Raw genomic sequence first — 20,440 nt, 5'->3', positions numbered from 1 at the left:
TTCGTTCCTTCCTTCAGGTTTTCGTCCGCTGCCCTTCAGGAATACGGGTTTTATCTTGACCAGCTACCCTTATAGGTCGGCGATGCATGCTCCATCTTGGTGCTCGTACCAAAACATCCTTAAGATATTTTGGATTTTGCGGGGTAATCGGACTTAAATAGGGAACCCCAAAGGATTGAAGATGAACAAGATGAATAAGGATGGCAATCATTCCTAGAATAACTCCATAGAGACCAAACAGTCCTGCTAGAATAAGCATAGGAAAGCGAAGGAGCCTGTATGCAGTGCCGAAATTATATCGCGGTACTGCGAATGATGCTATTCCTGTGGCTGCTACCACAATAACCATGGGAGCAGAGATAATACCAGCTTGTACAGCAGCTTCCCCTATAACAAGCGCTCCTACAATACTAACAGCTGAACCAATTGTCTTTGGAAGCCGTATCCCAGCTTCACGTAAAGCTTCGAACATCAGCTCCATCATAAAAGCTTCAAACAACACTGGAAATGGGACATCTTCTCGTGCAGATGCTATACTTATTAACAAATTCGTTGGAACTAACTGTGGGTGAAAAGTTATTACTGCAACGTATATAGAGGGAAGCAGTAATGCAATGTTAAATAAAATATAGCGAATCCAGCGAATAAAGGTTACATAAATAAACCGTTCATAGTAGTCTTCAGCGGCCTGCAACCCCGACCAAAAGGTCATGGGAACAATCAGAACAAATGGAGTATTGTCCACAAATATGGATACTTTCCCTTCTAGTAAACTGCCGCAAACGATATCAGGGCGTTCGGTGTTTTGAACTTGCGGAAATGGGGAAAAAGGAAAATCTTCAACAAACTCTTCAATATAACCAGTCTCGATAACTCCATCAATTTCAATCGACTCGAGTCTCTTTCGTACTTTCTTAATAACAGAATCACTTGCAATTTTTTCAATATATACAACTGCTACATCCGTTTTTGTAAGTTTACCAATTTTAAATGACTCTATCTTCAATCGAGGACTCCTAATTCGTCTTCGGATTAAACTTGTATTCACACGTAATGTTTCTGTAAACCCGTCTCTTGGACCACGTATGACGGTTTCGGAGGAAGGCTCTTCAATTGACCGTTTTTCAAAACCTTTTAAATCTGCAAGTAAAGCTGTTGTTTCTCCCTCGACTAGAACGGCGACATTTGCCGTTAATATACCATTAATTAATTCATTTACATTGTTGGTTGATTTTATTTGAGCAACCGCACGAAGTTGATTGGCAACAAATTCTTCAAATATAAATACTTCACATTTTTTTTCAGTTGTCCTAACAGGATTTAACACCATTTCATCGAGAGGTTTTGTGTTACATAAACCATCAATATAAACAAAAAGTAATTTTGTTTTATCGTTTATAGGTACAACACGAAACACAACATCAGAACATTGTTGAAAAATATCTCGCAAAAAACGTTCATTTGCTGAAAGGTCTGATCTTATTAATTTATCTGGTTCTTCATTAGAAAAAGAATCAATCATTTCTGAATGCTTAAATTTTTCTCTTTTTCTTAAGTTTAGAAGTAATTTCATGACCAGTCATCCCCCCTCGTGGTGTAGTTTTCCAGAAAGGAGATGAATTATACTGGTTTGATTTTGTTTAGCTAAAATATGGATAATTGAGAGTAAAAGTTCCGTATTTTCTGAAGAGGGACTTTTTATTTTACCATTTGATGGTAAACGGCAAATGACTATAAATAGCTTCACCAAGAGGAACACCTTGTTTTAAAAGAAAACAATATTATCAACCATATTGTCATTATTTATTCAATCGGTTATTCCTCACTAACCGAACCTTAGTCTAAAAACGGCAACAAAAAAGCGCAGTTCTCCTTCTTGGATCAACGCATCTGTTAAGTACAATATTTCACAAATTCCTTTTTAGAACACAATAAAAAGGGTGAAACCATCCCTATTACCCTAATTACTTCATTTATTAAGTCCTCTTTACAAATAAAAGTATCTGGAGTTTTCTGCTTTAGTTATACAGAAGTATCGGGGCGGGAAGGGGGATTTTCACTTTTTAGATTAAAGCCAACTGCCCCGTAGAAAAGGGAGTTGGCTTTAGTCATTTTGAGATTACCAAAGGGCGGTATGATAATCACCCCTTCATTCGCTCAGGCAGGCTCTGTATCGACTGGACGACTAAAGGAAAAAGTTCAAGAGTACCCTATTAAGCTTTATTTTTTCAGGAGACGTTAAGGATGATGGGTGTTATGAGGGTAATGGGGAACCGGCGTATGCTGCCTGTGCCCGAAGCTGTCTTGTCTGACAAAAGATCAAGCGGATTTTTTATATCGGGATATTTATAATAAGTTCCAAAGAAGTGAACTTACCTTTATGGCTTCTGCTGAAAACAACTTAAGATGGTTCAAAAATGTTTTTGGCAATTAAGAAATGCTGTTTATGGCAGTATGTTTTATAAGCCTAAATTGAACAAGTATTATATATAAACTTGCATAATTTAGGCTTTTAAATTTTATTTGTTATTGTGGTAAAGCACTCCGTTAGTTGTAAAACCATTTCGCCCGCGGTACAGGGAAGTATTCACCAGCGACAAGTTCTGGAGGTACGGCTTCTTCGATTCGTAAAAGGTCATCTGAACTTAAATTCAGGTCAAGTGCACCGAGGGAATCCTGAAGTTGTGATCTCTTTCTTGCTCCAACCAATGGGATAACATCTTCACCCTGAGATAGAACCCATGCAACAGCAAGCTGCGCAACGGTTACTTGCTTTTCTTTAGCAATTTCACGCAAGGACTCTACAAGAGCTAAGTTCTTTTCAAGATTTTCGCTGGTAAACCGTGGACCATTACTACGTTTATCATCCAAACCTAGAACCCGATCTTTTGACCATGTACCGCTCAATAACCCTCTTGAGAGAACACCATAAGCAGAAAGCGAGATACCTAATTCCCGTAGAGTTGGCAAAATATTTGATTCGATGTTCCGATTAAATAGTGAGTATTCCATTTGCAACCAACTAATAGGATGTACCGCGTGTGCGCGACGAATTGTATCCACTCCTACTTCAGAAAGACCAATGTAACGCACATATCCCTTCTTTACCATATCGGCAATTGCACCAACCGTTTCTTCGATTGGTATGTTTGGATCGATGCAGGCTGTGCCTGGTTGATAAAGATCGATGTATTCAACACCTAGGCGTAGTAGGGTATCCTCAAGGAAATTCTTTACTGTATGAGGGTGGTTATCACTCTTTCGATGAGTCTTGTCCTGAGAGTGTAGCTTGCCATCGAATTTTACTGAAATGAAAGCATTTTCCCGTTGGATTCCTTGGAATGCTTCACGTAGAAGTAATTCATTGTGTCCATCGCCATAGAAATCACCTGTATCAAAGAGTGTAATGCCTTCCTCAAGTGCTGCGTGTATTGTTGCAATGCTTTCGCCTCGTTCAACATTACCATATAGCCATGACATCCCCATACAACCGAGACCAATCTCAGAAACCAGTGGACCGTTATGACCAAGTACTCGTTTTTTCATTGACACATTTCCCCCTCGCAGTCTCAGTGATCCAATCTGTAACCAATTTCGTTCTGAAATTCCGCTCCTAACGGCATATCGAATAATAACAAATAGAACAACTAAACCAACAAAAGACATAAGTATTGAAAGCGGACAATCCCTATCACATAGTAATTCTTCATAAAAATTCAGTACTTTAACATTACCATAAATCGGTAAAAAAGCGGGAGATATTTAAATGGTTCTTCTTAAGCTAACTTGCCCCGTTACTTCAATACCACGTTTTCAATTCTATAATCAGGGCAATAATTCCTCTAATACAACCGAAAAGGAGGAATTATTTTGTTATTATCAAAAGCCTGGGAATTATATGAATCGGACAAAAGGATTGAAGGGTTCTCTCCTCAGACATTAAATGCATATAAGCTCCAGTCCAAGTTACTGATTCAACACATTAACGATGTGGATATTCAGTCATTGACGACTGATCAACTGAAAGGATACCTTAGCAAAATCCAGTGAACATCTAAAGTCATCAAGTTTAGCTCATAGAATTTGCTTTATAAAATCTTTGTTTCGTTGGGCACACGAGGAAGGGCATTTACCAAGAAACCCAGCAGCAAAAATAAAAGAACCTAAACAAGGTAAACGGATTCCGATGTTTCTAACGGAGAGAGAAATTGAACATTTAAGGGAAGTCTGTTTAAATCCAATGGAAAAGGCATTATTTGAATTTATGTTTTCAACAGGTTGTAGAATAGGTGAAATTGTTTCTCTAGATAAAAATTGTATTAATTGGTCAAATCGTTCAGCCATTTTGCTTGGAAAGGGTGACAAGGAGAGAGAGGTATACTTTAATATACAATTTGAAATCTGGCTTAAACGATACTTAGACCTTCTCGCCAGGATAAAGATCCAGCTATTTTTGTTACTGAACGGCACCCACATAGGATGAGTATTGGACATATGAGGTACATCATAAAACGAATATCAAGTCGGGCAGGAATTAACAAAGAAATTAATCCTCACCAACTACGTCACAGCTATGCCATACACCTTTTGAACAACGGAGCTCCCATTGATGTTATTCAAAGTTTATTAGGACACGCAAAAAGCGAGACTACAAGGATTTATGCTCAGTTAAGCGGGAGCCTTAGAAGGGAATTTTATAGAAAATACTTTTAGATTGGATGGCAAAAGGCATTGGATAACTCCGCTGCCTTTCCATATTGCACCCGTTAGTGGAATAAGACCCTTTCCAAAAATGTAATTAATTACGAAAATTCTCAACCCATAAGCCGTAATTGACTTGTGTAGATTATTTCACTTATTTTCAATTACAACACATCAGCGCTTAATCAATCCCGACAGGTCTACTTCTAATACTTTATCTTCTTTATCGTTGTAAGTAGATAACAATACAGTAATGATTCCCGATTCATTCTTCGTCACTTTCTTATCGATAACCTCGGCGATGGTATACAATTCATCACCAGGATACACCGGTTTTATAAATTTCAAATTATTCATCCCTGTTCCAGCGATGATATCATCACCATAGATACCTTGTTCAATCCAAAGCCTTACTGAAATGCTTAATGTATGTAGTCCGGAAGCGATGATTCCATCAAATCTCCCCTGCTTTGCTTTTTCCTCATCTAAATGCATATATTGAGGATCAAATTCTCCTGCAAATCTCATAATATCCGCTTTTGTCATTTTGAAGGACTTAGTTTCAAACACCTGTCCAACTGTAAACTCATCAAACTTCATAATTACACCTCTTATTTAGAAACTTTTGCACTTGTTTATATTAAGGTAGCATCAAATACACATCAAGTTAAAAAAATACTCAAAATCCTCTAAAATCAATAGAAAAGAATACTTTTTTGGGGATATATATAATTCATCTTTGCAATTGTAAATACCTTATTTAACTATCCTGTTTCGTAAGTTCAATAAGAAAACAAGACGCTGCTGCAGCAACCTCTTGTTTAACTCTTGCACCGTTAGTTCAAGAAGAATTTGCGACTTTATTACTGAGTTTCCCTTCTATCCGCCGTAGAGTCTAATACGAAATAAAGTATGTACATTGAAATAAAATAAACCAGCGCAGAATCGATTCCATAATGTAAAACTCTAATATAAACTGCATACCATTCAAGTAATACAAGAATACAGGTCCATCCCAAGATATATAAAAATTTCTTAATGGCATTAGATTTCAGGGGAAAATAATTAAAAATAATAACCAGTACAGCAATCTCACCAAGGACTACAACGAGGGACAACCACTCTATTTGTTCTTTATCAAAATACCAGTAAAATTTGTACTTTAAATCAAAATACAAATCAGTTACAAAATTCATTAACAACGCAAACTGTATTGTAGCTAGTAACTCGTGGCTAGTTCCTTTTCTGGGCATTTTGAGGGCAACTAAAAGAACTAAAATGACTGTCGCTATAAATAGCCTTACCAAGAGGAACACCTCGATTTTAAAAAACAACAATATCAACCATATTATCATTATTAATTTGATGAATTATTCTTCTTTAATTAAGCTGATTCGTTAGTACAACACACAAAGGACCGCCGCAGCGATCCAAATTGGGACAAATAAAGAAGGCTATAGCACGATACAAAGCTACAGCCTTCTTATTGTATTAATTATAACTCACATATATAATGAACTAAGTTCTTATGATAGAGTTGACCACACCATACAAAACGCTATCTTTTTATATGATAACCTCGTTCATATTGTTTCGGTACATTTAACTGCTTGCTACGTAGTTCAATAGCTGCATGGGTTGACCAATATGGATCCACTAGCATTCCACGGGCAATTGCCACCAAGTCTGCATCTCCATTCCCAATCACTGCCTCCGCTACAGCAGGATTCTCGAGCATTCCTACTGCAATTACCGGAATGCCGACTTCCTCACGAATTTTACGGGCAAAAGGAACCTGGTAGCCTGGGTAATTTCCTGGCTTTCTTTCACCTGGAATTCCTTCACCACCGCTACTAACATGAAGAATATCAGCACCAGCTTCTTTATAGGCTTTACTTAGCATAATGGCATGATCTAAATCATAGCCTCCATCAGCGTATTCTACTGCTGTGATACGGACAGATAAGGGCATGTCAGATGGCATTTCTTTTTTAACTGCTTGGATAACCTCTCTTCCAAAAAGGGAAAGATCCTCGCCGTATTGATCCTCACGTTTATTCGTAAGCGGTGATTGGAACTGATGGATCAAATACCCGTGAGCGGCATGAATTTCAATCATGTCTACACCCGCTTTAACTGCCCTTCCTGCTGTATCAGCAAACAACTGAACCATTTCCTTTACTTCCTCATTGGATAAAGCACGTGGAGTTTTATAGCCCTCATCAGGGAATTTTATAGCCGATGGGGCAACTGGATTAGCAGCATCCTCGGCTTTTCGTCCAGCATGGGCAATCTGTATGCCTATTTTTGTACCATAGGCATGTACCTGGTCAATAATTCTTGAAAAGGCTGGAATTTGGTCATCTGACCATAAACCCAGGTCATAGTCGGTAATCCTTCCTTCAGGATCTATATCAGTCATTTCCATGATGATTAGACCAGTCCCTCCGATGGCTCGGCTGATGTAATGAACATAATGCCACTCGTTAGGCTTCCCGTCCTTTTCAGTAACCGAATATTGGCACATCGGAGCCATAACAGCCCGGTTCTTTAGTTTTAAAGATTTCAGTTCAAAAGGTGAAAATAATTTATTACTCATTCCTTTTCATCTCCAAATCATTTTTTAATTTCTGGATCAGCTTTTTCTGTTCCTTTTTTTACAAATCATATAAAAACATCCGTGTGAATTATGAAAAATAATCAAATAATCTCTATATCCTTTTTTAACTATTTTTCACTTATTAAGGTACACTTATTCTGACATTACCCTTGTTAAGCTAAACTGCTCCGTTTAGCACAACAAGAAAAAAGACCGTCGCAGCGATCACATCATTAACTATTGCACCTGTTTTCTTAAGTATATTTTTTCACATTCTTATAAAATTAATATCAAATAGAGAAATCGATGTTGTGAATCTTTCAAAAAAAGGCTAGACGAATCAAGCCATTGCAGTATCGTTGATATCCCCACCCTTTCTCTCAATTAAATGAGGTAGGAAAATTAATCTGTCCCCTTCTTCCCACTTATATTGACATCTCTACTAACACACAATATAGTAAGTATAATACTAACTACTATATAAGGGAAGGTCATATATGGAGGAAATTGTTAAAGAGCTTCAGAAATTAGGTTTTTCCCAATATGAGTGCAAAGCTTATATTAATCTGCTAATAAATTCACCTGTCACAGGATATGAGGTTAGCAAGAGATCTGGAGTGCCTCGTTCGATGATCTATGAGGTGTTAGGGAAGTTACTGGATAAAGGTGCCATTTATACCGTTCCTTCAGAACCTGTAAAGTATGTTCCTCTTCCTGCCGAGGAGCTAATTCGGCGATTACGTAAAAGTTTTGAAGATTCCTTCGATTTTTTAGAAAAGAATTTAAAAACGCTGGAAAATGAACGGGAAACTGATGTTATTTGGCGTGTGAATAGCGATGAACACGTAATGGCTGAGATTGTGGACATGATTAATAAGGCACACCATGAAATCTGGCTGTCCATTTGGAATCCACAAGCCTCTTTCATCAAGGAAGAAATAGAAAAACGAACTAATGAGGGAATAAAGGTGTTTTCTATGCTTTTTTCAGAACCGGAAACTAAACTAGGGGTTACATACCATCATGATTTTATGGCTCCGAATATAGCAGAAAAACGGATGGGTGGGCGACTAACGATTGTGGCTCGCGACATGGAAGAAGTGTTAATAGCTAATTTCGCCCCGAATACTGCTGCTTGGGCAGTCAAAACAAAAGATCCTGCACTAGTTTTGGTGGCAATCGAATATATCCGCCATGATATTGCCTATGGAGAGTTAACAAAACAAATAGGAACGGATAAAGTCAAATCATATTGGAGAAACGATCCAGATTTGTATTACGTAGTTACAGGAAAACGGTTCGAATGAAGAACCGTATTTTCTTTGATTTTTTTATAGTAGTTAGTTAAATAACATCTATAATAATGGAGAAACAATGGAGAAAGGGTTGAGTGACATTTGATTCATACAATATCGATTCTAGTACAGAACCATCCCGGGGTCTTGGCTCATTTATCCGACCTTTTTGTTCGTAGAGGATATAATATTGAAAAAATCAAAGCGGGAAAATACAAGAAAACCAATTTAACGCAAATAAATATTGCCGCAACGGGAAGTGAGGATTCATTTGATTCGCTAATCGATCAACTTGGAGCATTATCACAAGTAGTAAAAGTAGATATAGCTAAGCAAAGACGGTATTCATTTTGGTTAGTAGCCTTTTGTTTGTGTATGACCCTGCTTGGTACGAACTTGCCTGCTCCTCTTTATTCTTTGTATCAAGAAAAATGGAATTTCACTTCCGGGACCATGACTTTTATCTATGCACTTTATGCATTAATTGTGATTCCAACCATCATCACGGTTGCACAGCTTTCTGAGCAGTGGGGAAGAAAAAAAGTGCTATTTGCTGGGGTCACGCTTTCTATCTTTGGGTCCATTGGCTTTGCTGTATCAGACGGAGTCAATGGACTAATATTAGCACGCATTTTCCAAGGGTTATCCGTAGGAATTCTGAACGGAATTGCTGTGTCATATATGACAGATCTTCATCCTTATCAAGACAAAGTGAAAAGTGCATCTGTTGCCGCTATAGCAGGTACGCTCGGAAATGCCTTGGGGCCACTTATTTCTGGTTTTCTTGGAGAATATGCTCCCTATCCTTTACAATTTTCTTATCTTATACACATTTTACTTGCTGCAACTGGAATGTTAGGATTAAAGTTCATGTTAGAAAAAAATGTTCCTGCAAACCGAGCAGCTTCTCTTCGACTCCCCTCGGTGACGAAAGAATTTCGATGGCCTTTTCTAATGGCATCCTCCACTTCTTTTCTATCTTGGGGAATTATGAGTTTAATGTTATCGGTGATGCCCACCTACCTTGGACTTTTTACTAGTCATGCGAGTTTAAGCTTATCCGGGACGATGGTCGCTTTAGTTTTAGGCGTGTCCACCTTACATCAGATCATGTTGAGAAAACAGTCTGCCTTTCGGTCCATCATCATAGGCTATATTTTATTAATTATTGGGCTAATCTTTCTCGTTGTTACCTTATTTACAAAGTCATTATTCTTCCTTATATTAACAACGGTCTTGATTGGATTAGGGAACGGTCCTAGCTATGCCGGCAGCTTAGCTTATCTGAACCAAATTTCCACTAATGAGATGCGGACTAATTTGACATCATTATTTTTCGTAGTAACCTACTTAGGCATCAGCATTCCTATGGTGACACTTGGATATATTGGAGAATGGATTGGTCTTACCCACGCTATTCAATGGTATTCATATATCATGATTGGTTTTATCATCTTGAGCCTGATTAAATGGCTGAGAGGGACGGTTCGTTCCTAATGGCCAGGTGTAATTCAAAAGTCTAGCTTTTAATATGGTACCTATAGATAGGACACTTGAAAAAGAGTGTTTCAAAGTATTTACGTTCCTTATTGCACTAACGGTGCTTTACTTTAATAAGGTCTTTGAAACGAACTTCCACAATCGGGCGCTATTCATTAAAAAGGATTACGCCCCATTTTTTCTATTTTATAGTTGATCAATTGTAATAATACCCAAAGATTCGTATAATCCTGATTTGCCGACTTTAGTAATGTTTATAGCCCGATCGGACAATTTTTCAATCCAACCTAGATCTAACAATCGCACTAAAATAGCATTTCCTAGAGACCCTGCAAGGTGGTAACGCCTTTCACTCCAATCTAGGCACTTTCGAGCGAAATATCTTCGTTTTTGTCGTAAATCATCAAGATTGATTTTGAAATCACGAAAGAATTTTTCCCCTTCATCCGTTACAATAAAATCATCTTGCCCCTCAACCAAATATCCTTTTTCTATGAAGGCTTCAGTTAACGATACTCCGAGTTTTCCAGCCAAATGGTCATAACAAGTTCGGGCAATTCGAACTTTTTCTGAGCGCGAAAAATCCTTCAAGGAATTGATACTCGGTGACGGCGCAATAACAGTCAACTGTTCTATAGCCTGAGCGACATTGGAATTAGCTATTCGAAAATAGCGATGGCGACCATGTTTTTCTACACTAATCAGATTTCCCTCCACCAATTTTGCTAGATGACCGCTTGCTGTTTGCAATGAGATATTAGCCTTCCTTGCTAACTCACTTGCTGGTAGGCCATCAAGACCAAGAAGAGCCTCTAACATGTTAGCCCTTGATGAATCAGCCATTAGTTTAGCAACGTACGAAAAGTCAGGTCTACTTCCCATCATCATCCTCCTTAAACATTTATACTTCGATTATAACCGAAGTTTTCGCGTGATAAAATGGTGGAAACGTGACAGGAGGAGTTAGAAAATGAATGTAAATGATTTAATAATTTTTAATTTTGAGGAAGTAAGACGTAGAAGCAAAAAAGTGTGGAAAGCAATACCTAAACAAATGTTAAATTGGAAACCTGATGAAAATGCACTTACTTGTGCTGAAATGATTAGACATTTATTAGAAGGTGAGTTTCTTTATCACCAAATTCTTATTGGTAGAGGCAGTAGAGCGTTATCCAATTTATCCAATCCATTTGAGACAAGAATATTTACAACAGTAGATGACGAACTTGCATTTGCTCAGCCATATCGTGAAGAATTCATTAAATACATAAAGACAATTAGTTTAAACGATTTAGAAAATATAAAAATTGATCGTTCCGACGTAGGCTATGTAAGAACACTTGGGGATATGTTTTTACGTATCGCTTACCACGAATCTGTTCATACAGGACAGTTGTTAGACTATATGAGATTAATGGGGATAGACCGCCCTAAGATATGGGATTAATCTTTTGGTACAAGACTTATGTAGTAGATTATTCTAGAATCCGGCGCTTTAATTAAGTAAGGTTACAAAAACTATCAAACCTTTTTATAAAAGGATGATTCTATTCGATATAGAAGATATAGGGTCACAACGATAGGGAAGCCGACCTCATTGATAAATGAGATGATTTGTTCCATGGCAAATTCTCTCCTTTCCGAATCATATTTTAAAAGAGGCCGGTTTCATAAAAGAATCCGGCCTCTCCCTTAAACATATCGATTTGACCAAATTCCCCTGCAAAATCGATACCTAATAACCTATTAAACAATTTCATACTCCACTACGTTGCGGTCGATGACTCTTGCGCCTTTTGAAGCAACATATCTGCCGCCGGCCGATGTAAATACATCTGCAGCAATGATCTGTTCCATCGCTTGTTTGACAGCGGCCTCATCAATCGGTTCCTTCGGATTGTCCACTGCTATACGGGCAGTCTTTCCAAACTCCGTACCAAACATTAATTCCAATGTTTTTGCCATTTTTATTCACCTCCTTTCTTTGAGACATGGGGACGGTTCTTTTGCTTCAATTTTTTCCAAACCTCCTTCTGGATAGGTTTGAATCTTCGTTGATTCATAGCATGAATAGCTTTTTTAGATTATCAGAACCATCCCCGCGCATCATTTGAATCGCGAGAATTTACTACTTAGCTTCCGTTACGCAGTAAGTTCAGTACTGTCGCTTCGTTCTACCTTGTTTAAAGGGTCATTGCATAAAGCAGAAATGGCTGTTGCAACTTGGAATAACTGGTCAACAGTTGATTCCATTTTGATGTTGCTAAATGTTTTAGTTTTTAGAACAGGATTTCCCTGTTCGTCCAGGTCCACCTGGAATGCCAGTCGAAGCTTTGAACCTTCTAGTAATGCCTGTGCCATTGTCTCTCACCTCCTTTCACCCTTTATTTATGGTTTTTGGAGGGAAAAGGACAGGGTGGGAAATATATTTTTGAAGTCAGCAGGGAGGATCAACGAACAATCGGGAATTCAAGACGGATGATGAAAATTACCCAAGATAATGTTGGTTAACCAATCAAACGCTGGGCTCGTACTACCTGAATATCCCAAGGGGGTTGTATGCTGACTCATTGTCCTTACATTCCATTTCATTTAAATCCTCATGTAATAGATTTCTTTGTTTTTGAAAGACAATTCCATAAAAATAGGTAAGCGGATTTTTGTAAAGTAGCAGGAATCGTATTAACATCTCTTATAGGAAAAAGTTCAAAAGTAACAGATTCAGCTTTATTCTTTGAGGAATCGTTAAGGATGATGGGTGTTATGAGGGTAATGGGGAACCTAGGTATGCTGCCTGTTTCTGAAGCAGTCATGTCTGATCAAAAGAGTTTTTATTTCGTGATTTTTATAATTAGGTCAAGTGTAGTGAACTTACCTATATTGGCTTCTGCTGATGAAAAACTACTTAAGATGGTTCAAAAATGTTTTTGGCAATTTAAAAATGGTTCTTACGAGTTTTTGGTGAAAAAGTGATATTTAGAAGGTTTCTTGTACAGAAAAGTTTTTTGAAAATAATCTTTTATAGGTGATAGAGAACTCGCTTTTCAAGTAAATCTAGTTTGGCACGTCCATACATCATTCGTTTTATGAGTTTTAATCGATGGACATGCCCTTCTATCAATCCATTACTAAACGGGGAAAGAAAGGTTTGTTTGATTGCTTGAAGATCACTCCGTATTTGTAAAGCGAATCTATACAAATGGTTGGTTCGAGTGGACAATTGTTGTTTTAACCAATCTAAAAAGGCATTGTAATCATAATCTTCCCATGCTTTTTTAAATGTTTGAACCGTTTCATAAAAAGGTTTAAGCGAGGGATTGTCTGTAAAGCATTGTTTAAGTAAGTAACACTCTTGTTCTGTAAGGGTTGAATGAAGTTTCCATATGTAGGCACTTACTTGTTGGCGTGAAATTCTTTGTGTTTGAGATTGGGAATGTTGGTATTTTCTTTCTTTGCGAATACTTTCAACTGCCACACGCACTCCAGAAAGCGTGCCAGTATACCCATAATCACGAATAATTGAATCAATTTGCTTAATCGTATGTCCTTTTCGTTCAAGTTCCTCAATTTGCTCATGAAACTCTGCTGTCTGGCGTTTTCTTTTCCCTCTAGGTTTAATAAGTGGCGAGTTCGTTGTTTTTAGATATTTTGTAATCGTCCTGGGATCTAAATCAAACTCTTTTGCTAATACTGATTTCTTCTTCCCCTTCTGGTATTCTTGTTGGACAGTTTGAATCAAATCGAATTTCTTTTCGTTACGTTCCAGTTGAATACGTTCTTGTTTGGTTTCAGCCTGTACAAGGTTGGTCTGGTCTTCCCTTTTGTTCAATGTAATCAACGCTGGAAGAATGGAAACTAGACAAGTATCAACTTGTCTTTTCGCTGCACGAATAAAATGCCAACGATCATATACTTGAGAAATGGTAGAAGATGCTTGAGAGATAGCTTGACGAAAAGCTCGAAACCCATCCCGACTGACAACCTCTATAAATCTTTGTCCATTCAGCCAGGCGGTAACCGTTTCAGGCTTTCTATTAGGAAGTAATGCAACAGGTTGATGGGTTATCAAGTCGCATATAATGGTGCCATAACTATGTCCTTTGAGAAAGGCAAAGTCATCAATTCCGACAAAAGGGAGAAATATCTGGTTTGATCTCCGTTTTTCGAATAATCGAGAGTAATACATCATGACTTACTGGAAGATGGATTGCTTTCGCTACTTTTTCTCCATTTAAACAACTGGATGCAAAAGCGATTTTACGCAAAACTTCCTCAGCTCGAAATGTTCTACGACCTTTCGCAGGCACCCAATCGTAACGCTCTGTAAAAATGTTCTTATCACAAGAATAGTTATCACAAAACCATTTTTTTGAGATTAGTAGGAGAGAGACTGATTTTTCACCGATAGGTAGATCTTTAATGAGACGAGAATAACGGCTATGAGGACGAAAAGATCTTACACCGCAATGAGGACATGGACTAGACTGATGTGTGCTTTGAATAGTAATTTGAAATGAAGATTCTTCTTCACAAATGTGAAGAACTTCAAGGAAAGGATCAGGAGATGACCAACAAATAGAGTTCATGTTTAGCACTCCTTTTGATTTTTATTATACTACAAAAGGAGAAAAAAAGGTCCTTCACCAGTTTAGCGTAAGAACCTTAAAAATGCTGTTTATGGCAATATGTTTTATGAATGTAAAAAGCCTAAATTGAACAAGTTGTGTATATAAACTTGCATAATTTTCGCTTATTAATTTTATTTGTTATTGTGGTAAAGGCTACCCTATAGTTGAAGAAGGACGATAACCAATTTAATGGCTATCGTCCTGTTTTCCTTTCTACTTAACAGTATCATCTATAAATTGTTTGTGATAGGAAACGGAACCAGTTATATTTTGAGATGTTTGTTTTATTGTTTCATTTCATCTAACCTCATTTTTGCAGCGATTTCAGCATCCTTTTAGTGGGTCTGGAACTTCCACAAGTTTTGGATTTAATTTACCCGTTTTCTTATTCTTATACAGCGGGGGTTGCTTCAGCAGCCTTACTCCACTGAGCCTCCTATAAAGAAACAGAAAATAGCAAATAAAAAAGAAGATGAACACTACATTTTGTAGAGATTCATCTTCTTTTTCGTTTGAAGGGGCGTTTGTCAACAGCCCCTAAAGCTGTTCATTTTTTGTGTGTACCATCTTAAATCTTAATATCAATCTTTGCATTTTTCTTTAACTCTTCAACCTGCTTAGAGAGTGATTCCTGCTGTTTTTGCTGTTGAAGAGATTGTTGAATTTGCTGTTTTACGTCTTCAAGCTTTGGAATTTCTTGTCCAGTACTCTTCCCTTGTTCCGCATATTGATCATATGCTTTTTGAATTTCTTCATCGGTTACTTTATCAGCCGGCACTTCTTTCTCAACATACTGATTTAGTATAATATCGTCACCAATTTGAGTTTTAAGTGTTTTCATATCCATGCCGGATTTTTGAAGAGCGGCTTCGAATTCTTTATTTGTTTTAAACCGTTTTTTGACTTCGTCCAGTCGCTTATTAATAGCTGCCTCTGAGACTTTAAAGTTTTTTTTATCTGCCTCTTGAAGAAGAAGAGTTTGTCCGACTAGGCTGTCAATGGTTTGGTTTTTCACTTGCTTCGCAGCTTCTTTTGAAGTCGGATCTTGTCCCATTTGCTGCATTTGTCCTTGTATCGATGCTAAAGCGCTATTATAGTCGCTTCCTAAAATTTTTTTATTATTCACGATGGCAACAGTCTTCTTTTCATCTATTTGCTGTGCTTTTAATTTCTTTTGCATTTCTTCCATTTGCTTTTGCTGTTCCTTCTGCTGATCGGTTACCGATGTTTTTGCTTTTTCGTCATTTTTAGCTTTACTTTCTTCATTTCCACCGCATGCTGCTAGAACAACAGCCATTAGAACAGTTATTACTGCAAACATCATTTTTTTCATAATCGAGCTCCTTCCATAAGCCAGAAGTATAAATTTCCAAAAAAAAATCATCTTGTGCGCATTATAAAGTTAATTTTACGAAAAAGAAACCGTATCGCGCTTTTTTAATATTTATAACAGGATTGAAACATTTAATACTTTTTACATTTTTAATAAGGAGGGGACTTAAAAATGGATTGGGTTAAAATTGTGTATTCAGTCATATTGTTAGTTTGCGGGATCCTGATTTTCTTTGCGCCATTTTCTCAAAAGGGTGATGAAAGAAGGAAGTTTATAAACGCGAAGGCTCAATCATATTCATTTATCGTCGTTATCGGCATGCTAATATTAGAAGTGGCACAGTCAATTTATCTAGCTATTCAGGGGAATGCTTCTTATAATGGTAATGGGATTTCGCCGATCGTGTTTCTGTCGGTGATTTCCATTATATATCTGGTAACATTACTAATTTACAGGAAGAAATATGGGGATTAAATGGAAAATCACATTAAAAAATTAAGAAAATCAGCTAAATTATCCCAGGAAGAGCTGGCTAAACTCTGTAAGGTATCCAGACAAACAATAAATGCCATTGAGAATGATAAATACGACCCTACATTACAATTAGCGTTTGACATAGCCTCTGCATTAGATACCACAGTAGATGAGCTTTTCATCAGTGGTTCTATTAGAAAGTGATAAATTGACCTCCTTTTGAGGTCTTTTTTATGCACTCCTCAAGATTTGAACAGTCCTGTAATTTGATTTTTGACATACTGAAATAAGCATTTGTTGTACCTGTTTATCAAACGCATATCATGTACCTCATAGAGCCTTTTTAATTCTATGAGGCATGGGGACGGTTTTTTTGCCTCATTTTTTTCTCACTAATTACCTCCTTGTTAGATTGAAAGGTTCGATGATTTATAGCCTGAAACAGCTTTTGAATCATGAGAACCGTCCCCGTGCATCATCCATTCCAGCAGAAAGTGAATGGAAATATAACATGGTTGAAGTTAACGTTAAGCATAGTAGTCTTTTTATAACTGTAGATTCACTTCAAGAAGTTCCTGATGTAATTTATAAACGTATCCAAGATCCAATGATGTAAGTGAGAGAAATAACCTTATTTTAAGAGCAAGGTTTAGTAAACCTACATTTCTTGAAAGTGGACTTCTAAACCCGCCGAGTTCCGAAGTTGGAAAATCGGCTTTTTCATTTAAATTTGTGAAGAAATATTCTTAAACTAAACTGCCCAGTTGTGCAATAAGAAAAGCCGCAAGTATTTAGATAACTTGCAGCCTGTAATCTCTAATTTATAAACCTAGGTAAATGAATCGAAGTTAATACAACTATCCATAAATGGAGGGTCTATACTTACTTCGACATTAATCTACTTTTTGCTTTCTTAGCAGCTTCATATCGTGTACCGCCATGTTCGATAACCGTTTTTTTACCCATTCGAGCATAAACCTCAACTCTGTGTCTCACATTATAAACCATAAAAGGGGTAGTACCAGCGTAGCTGACACCACCCGCAAACACTTGGTATATTACGGTAAATTATTAATGACTTCTCACTATATCAAGTTTTTCAACCGTACGGCGTTTCGGGATAGTACCAGTGAAGCTGTCACCAAGTGCCAACCCCACTCTTACACCTAGAAATACTGGCGATACAATTCTCTGCGCAGCTCACCCAGTAGTTGGGCATATAATTGAGTGGTGGATGCTTTTTTATGTCCAAGCAGTCATGAGAAAACAAAGTATTAGACTGACGCGATAAACGAAACAGCAGCAGCCATGGACGAGAAAATAAGGTCCTAGACTGCTGCTGTTTTATTGAACAAACATTCCCAGCTGAAACATAATATTCAAAGTGATTAAGGTTTCTAATTCAGGGAGACAAGGTAGTCGGCAAGTTTATCGAAAGTACCCTCAAGATCTCGTTGAAGCTTAGGAGCCATACCTTTGTAGGTTTCTTGTTCCTCAGCTAAAGCGTTCACAGGGCAACCTTTCAGTTTTAAAACAGTTTTACCTTCGTCATCATCTAGCGTTATGATATTCATAATTTCAAGAGGCCAGCTCACGCTAAAAGGCGCTCGGACCGTATTGCCTTGCTCATCGGAAAAGGATCGGATATAAGCCACTTTCTCAGGTTCGACAACCTCTTGGTATGCAAATTTTTCCCACATAACCTGATTTCCGTCAGGAGACGTCTGAATACCTAAAAACTCGCCACCTGATCGAGCGTCCATTTTAACGATTTCGAGGGTGCCCCCCTTTGGTCCCCACCATTTCGCGAAATGCCCGAGCTCTGTCCATGCTTTAAATACGAGTTCGCGAGGGGCATCGAAAACACGCGTAATTGCAATTTCGAACGATTGATTCAGAATGTTTTCCATGAAAATCCTCCTTGGTTTTTGAAGGTGACTATTCCCCTACTTTGCTACAGAGTGCTTGAAGTCTGAACCAGAAGATCGGCCATGAGAGCGTAATCGGGTGATATCTTCGTCTGGCCCGCCTGGGGCTTGTATGACACCATCAAGAGATACATGTTCAAGCACAATAATTTTTCTCATAATTGAGTTCCACCTAAATCTGGATTACTAACAGACTTAATGTACTTTCATTGATTTGGTCTTAGAATTCTTAACTAATTCCATTCTCTTCATATGCAATTACAGCTGCCATTGGACTTTTCATACATTCAACCTTTCCGATAATACAGAGTACTTCTGCATTTTTATTAATACTTATTGTGAATGTTTTATTACATTTATGCCTTGCAGCTTATCATAAGTTTATTAAATAAAAGCACCCGTTTGTTTAAGTGTAATTCTTCTCAAACTTATCCTTTTAAAGTTCATTTAATACAGGAATGCTGCCCCTTTAGCTCAATAAGCCTTAACATATTGGCCCTTAACCTAAAGAAAGAGCACAATTCTTGCTGCAGAATTGCGCCCTATAACGTAATACATACTTTATTTTTAGATTTCTTTAATTGAGGGTAAGAATAAACTCCTCCACATCTTCGCCACGTGCATTAGAAAACCCACTGTCCTCACCAGTAATCATGAATCCACATTTCTCTAGAACCTTAAGAGATCCTACATTGTCTTTCGCGGCACGAGCATAAAGGGGACGAATTGTAATGTGCTTTAGAAATTCCCGTAAAGCTTTTGTTGCGATTCCTTTTCCCCAATATTCCTTTCCAATCCAATAGCTAACTTCTGGTTCTCCGAACTGCTCGAAACATGAAATATGCCCAACCACATTCTTTTCGACAATAATCGTCTGCTTTATAATTTCCTTATCCGTAAGAATTTTGTTCCAGTGTGTAGTGAAGTCATCCCAATCACTGGGGTCTTTGCTCGTAAAGGCAGCCATATGGTTCGCTTCATGGTTCTGTTGATGCTTGAAAAAAATAGGAAGATCATCCTCAATCACATTCCGAAGCATTATATTACTCATCAAACTCCCCCTTTGTCGTTTACTTTATTTTAACAAACGTGTGTTCCTGTTGCGATGAATTTTCAGAATACTAAATCCGTTTTATGAACAAAAATATTCTCTGAACAAACCACTTTGTTTTGCCATTAATAATACTTTTCCTTAATCCGTTAAATGGCCCGATTGTTGAAAAAAAGCTAATGACGATTGTTCAACTAAACTGCCAGTTAGTGAAGAGTCTCCGCAGCAACTCTATTAAGCTCAAGCCCCCGTTAGTGAAATAAGGACATTGTGACTTTATTAAATCTATTTAACCAAAAAAATAATTTACCTAAACAAGATTTTGCTTACTTCATCAACAGATAGAACTTTGGCAAAACGATTATTCCATATTTTATAATTATAAAACTCATAAAGTTTTTCACCAGATAGATACTCATTATCAAAAGTTGTATTTGTTTGTTCTGGAATAATTACACTATATCCATTATCAAATGCACTTTTCAAAGTTGCATCAATACAATATTCTGTTTGAAGTCCTGTCAAAATAATAGTATCTATTTTTTTACTCTCCAAATATTCCTTTAAGCCAGTTTTGAAAAATGCACTATTATATTTTTTTTCAAAAACCCTTTCATCCTTAATAGGTGCTATTTCATTATAAATCTGCCATCCATCAGTACCATATTCTAATTCTTCACCTATACCATCATCGTGCCGAACATATAACACTTCTTTATTAGAATCTCTTGCAATAGAGATAAGTTTTTTGATATTCCCAATTACTTTTTTCTCATTATATGGATGTTCTTTAATCAATGCTGTTTGAACATCAACAACTAACAAAACACTATTACTCATAAAATATCATCCCTCACATAAAATTTAATGGTTATTCTTATTATACCGCTACAGCAATCCCCACTGTTCAACTATTGCTAACCGTTTGTTT

General features: G+C 37.3%; 19 protein-coding genes and 2 pseudogenes. 7 read left to right on the top strand and 14 right to left on the bottom strand.

The features are described from left to right. Positions 1 to 13 precede the first annotated feature (13 nt). Together ACZ5AE_RS03775 and ACZ5AE_RS03770 are read right to left on the bottom strand one after the other, a co-directional pair. Entirely contained in the window at positions 14 to 1,573 is a 1,560-nt protein-coding gene (locus ACZ5AE_RS03775; protein WP_464569598.1) for a spore germination protein, read from the bottom strand. Positions 1,574 to 2,547: 974 nt separating this feature from the next. Then, entirely contained in the window at positions 2,548 to 3,546 is a 999-nt protein-coding gene (locus ACZ5AE_RS03770) for an aldo/keto reductase (protein WP_464569596.1), read from the bottom strand. A 324-nt stretch (positions 3,547 to 3,870) separates the two neighbouring features. On the opposite strand from ACZ5AE_RS03770, the pseudogene ACZ5AE_RS03765 reads away from it, so the two are divergent. Then, positions 3,871 to 4,713 (top strand): annotated as a pseudogene (locus tag ACZ5AE_RS03765) (tyrosine-type recombinase/integrase). A 162-nt stretch (positions 4,714 to 4,875) separates the two neighbouring features. Here the strand turns inward: ACZ5AE_RS03765 and ACZ5AE_RS03760 are convergent. Then, positions 4,876 to 5,301, bottom strand: coding sequence for a MaoC family dehydratase (locus tag ACZ5AE_RS03760; RefSeq protein ID WP_464569594.1), 426 nt, complete (start codon positions 5,299 to 5,301; stop codon positions 4,876 to 4,878). A gap of 958 nt (positions 5,302 to 6,259) precedes the next feature. Further along, positions 6,260 to 7,300, bottom strand: coding sequence for an NADH:flavin oxidoreductase/NADH oxidase (locus tag ACZ5AE_RS03755; RefSeq protein WP_464569592.1), 1,041 nt, complete (start codon positions 7,298 to 7,300; stop codon positions 6,260 to 6,262). A gap of 497 nt (positions 7,301 to 7,797) precedes the next feature. Here ACZ5AE_RS03755 and ACZ5AE_RS03750 point away from each other — a divergent pair, with 497 nt between their 5' ends. Beyond that, positions 7,798 to 8,607, top strand: a complete 810-nt coding sequence (locus ACZ5AE_RS03750) for a TrmB family transcriptional regulator (protein ID WP_464569590.1) — start codon at positions 7,798 to 7,800, stop codon at positions 8,605 to 8,607. Between the two features lie 90 nt (positions 8,608 to 8,697). Then, entirely contained in the window at positions 8,698 to 10,092 is a 1,395-nt protein-coding gene (locus ACZ5AE_RS03745; RefSeq protein WP_464569588.1) for an MFS transporter, read from the top strand. A 189-nt stretch (positions 10,093 to 10,281) separates the two neighbouring features. On the opposite strand, the gene ACZ5AE_RS03740 is transcribed toward ACZ5AE_RS03745, so the two are convergent. Further along, positions 10,282 to 10,938, bottom strand: a complete 657-nt coding sequence (locus tag ACZ5AE_RS03740; RefSeq protein ID WP_464569587.1) for an ArsR/SmtB family transcription factor — start codon at positions 10,936 to 10,938, stop codon at positions 10,282 to 10,284. A 127-nt stretch (positions 10,939 to 11,065) separates the two neighbouring features. Between ACZ5AE_RS03740 and ACZ5AE_RS03735 the strand changes: the two genes are divergently transcribed. Then, a complete protein-coding gene (locus ACZ5AE_RS03735; protein ID WP_464569585.1) occupies positions 11,066 to 11,542 on the top strand; it encodes a DinB family protein in 477 nt (158 codons plus the stop codon). Between the two features lie 95 nt (positions 11,543 to 11,637). Here the strand turns inward: ACZ5AE_RS03735 and ACZ5AE_RS03730 are convergent. The 3 genes and pseudogenes from ACZ5AE_RS03730 to ACZ5AE_RS03720 form a co-directional block, all read right to left on the bottom strand. Further along, positions 11,638 to 11,718 (bottom strand): annotated as a pseudogene (locus tag ACZ5AE_RS03730) (YvrJ family protein); the annotation flags it as partial. 123 nt (positions 11,719 to 11,841) lie between these two features. Continuing rightward, on the bottom strand, positions 11,842 to 12,060 hold the full coding sequence (locus ACZ5AE_RS03725) for a DUF2922 domain-containing protein (protein ID WP_464569583.1): 219 nt from the start codon (positions 12,058 to 12,060) through the stop codon (positions 11,842 to 11,844). A 177-nt stretch (positions 12,061 to 12,237) separates the two neighbouring features. After that, positions 12,238 to 12,456, bottom strand: coding sequence for a DUF1659 domain-containing protein (locus ACZ5AE_RS03720; protein ID WP_213146163.1), 219 nt, complete (start codon positions 12,454 to 12,456; stop codon positions 12,238 to 12,240). A 411-nt stretch (positions 12,457 to 12,867) separates the two neighbouring features. Here ACZ5AE_RS03720 and ACZ5AE_RS03715 point away from each other — a divergent pair, with 411 nt between their 5' ends. After that, complete coding sequence (locus tag ACZ5AE_RS03715) at positions 12,868 to 13,068, top strand: hypothetical protein (RefSeq protein ID WP_464569581.1); 201 nt, start codon at positions 12,868 to 12,870, stop codon at positions 13,066 to 13,068. 46 nt (positions 13,069 to 13,114) lie between these two features. Here the strand turns inward: ACZ5AE_RS03715 and ACZ5AE_RS03710 are convergent, their stop codons facing one another. The 3 genes from ACZ5AE_RS03710 to ACZ5AE_RS03700 all read right to left on the bottom strand — a co-directional run bounded on the left by ACZ5AE_RS03710 (position 13,115) and on the right by ACZ5AE_RS03700 (position 16,056). Continuing rightward, positions 13,115 to 14,281, bottom strand: a complete 1,167-nt coding sequence (locus tag ACZ5AE_RS03710; protein ID WP_464573536.1) for an ISL3 family transposase — start codon at positions 14,279 to 14,281, stop codon at positions 13,115 to 13,117. Then, complete coding sequence (locus ACZ5AE_RS03705; RefSeq protein ID WP_464565413.1) at positions 14,214 to 14,681, bottom strand: transposase family protein; 468 nt, start codon at positions 14,679 to 14,681, stop codon at positions 14,214 to 14,216. The genes ACZ5AE_RS03710 and ACZ5AE_RS03705 overlap by 68 nt, the downstream gene beginning before the upstream one ends. 610 nt (positions 14,682 to 15,291) lie before the next feature. Beyond that, a complete protein-coding gene (locus ACZ5AE_RS03700) occupies positions 15,292 to 16,056 on the bottom strand; it encodes a SurA N-terminal domain-containing protein (protein ID WP_464569579.1) in 765 nt (254 codons plus the stop codon). Between the two features lie 171 nt (positions 16,057 to 16,227). Between ACZ5AE_RS03700 and ACZ5AE_RS03695 the strand changes: the two genes are divergently transcribed. After that, positions 16,228 to 16,530, top strand: a complete 303-nt coding sequence (locus ACZ5AE_RS03695; RefSeq protein ID WP_464569577.1) for a hypothetical protein — start codon at positions 16,228 to 16,230, stop codon at positions 16,528 to 16,530. Further along, a complete protein-coding gene (locus ACZ5AE_RS03690; protein WP_464569575.1) occupies positions 16,531 to 16,734 on the top strand; it encodes a helix-turn-helix transcriptional regulator in 204 nt (67 codons plus the stop codon). A gap of 1,193 nt (positions 16,735 to 17,927) precedes the next feature. Here the strand turns inward: ACZ5AE_RS03690 and ACZ5AE_RS03685 are convergent. The 3 genes from ACZ5AE_RS03685 to ACZ5AE_RS03675 all read right to left on the bottom strand — a co-directional run bounded on the left by ACZ5AE_RS03685 (position 17,928) and on the right by ACZ5AE_RS03675 (position 20,349). Next, a complete protein-coding gene (locus tag ACZ5AE_RS03685) occupies positions 17,928 to 18,440 on the bottom strand; it encodes an SRPBCC domain-containing protein (protein WP_464569573.1) in 513 nt (170 codons plus the stop codon). Between the two features lie 595 nt (positions 18,441 to 19,035). Then, entirely contained in the window at positions 19,036 to 19,509 is a 474-nt protein-coding gene (locus tag ACZ5AE_RS03680) for a GNAT family N-acetyltransferase (protein WP_464569571.1), read from the bottom strand. Between the two features lie 306 nt (positions 19,510 to 19,815). Next, positions 19,816 to 20,349 (bottom strand): cysteine hydrolase family protein, encoded by a 534-nt coding sequence (locus ACZ5AE_RS03675; RefSeq protein ID WP_464569569.1) that lies wholly within the window; start codon positions 20,347 to 20,349, stop codon positions 19,816 to 19,818. Positions 20,350 to 20,440 lie beyond the last annotated feature (91 nt).

This window comes from Neobacillus sp. S1227 (assembly GCF_055385255.1).
The sequence above is the reverse complement of the archived record's forward strand: the minus strand, read 5'-3'. Positions and strand labels throughout refer to the sequence as shown.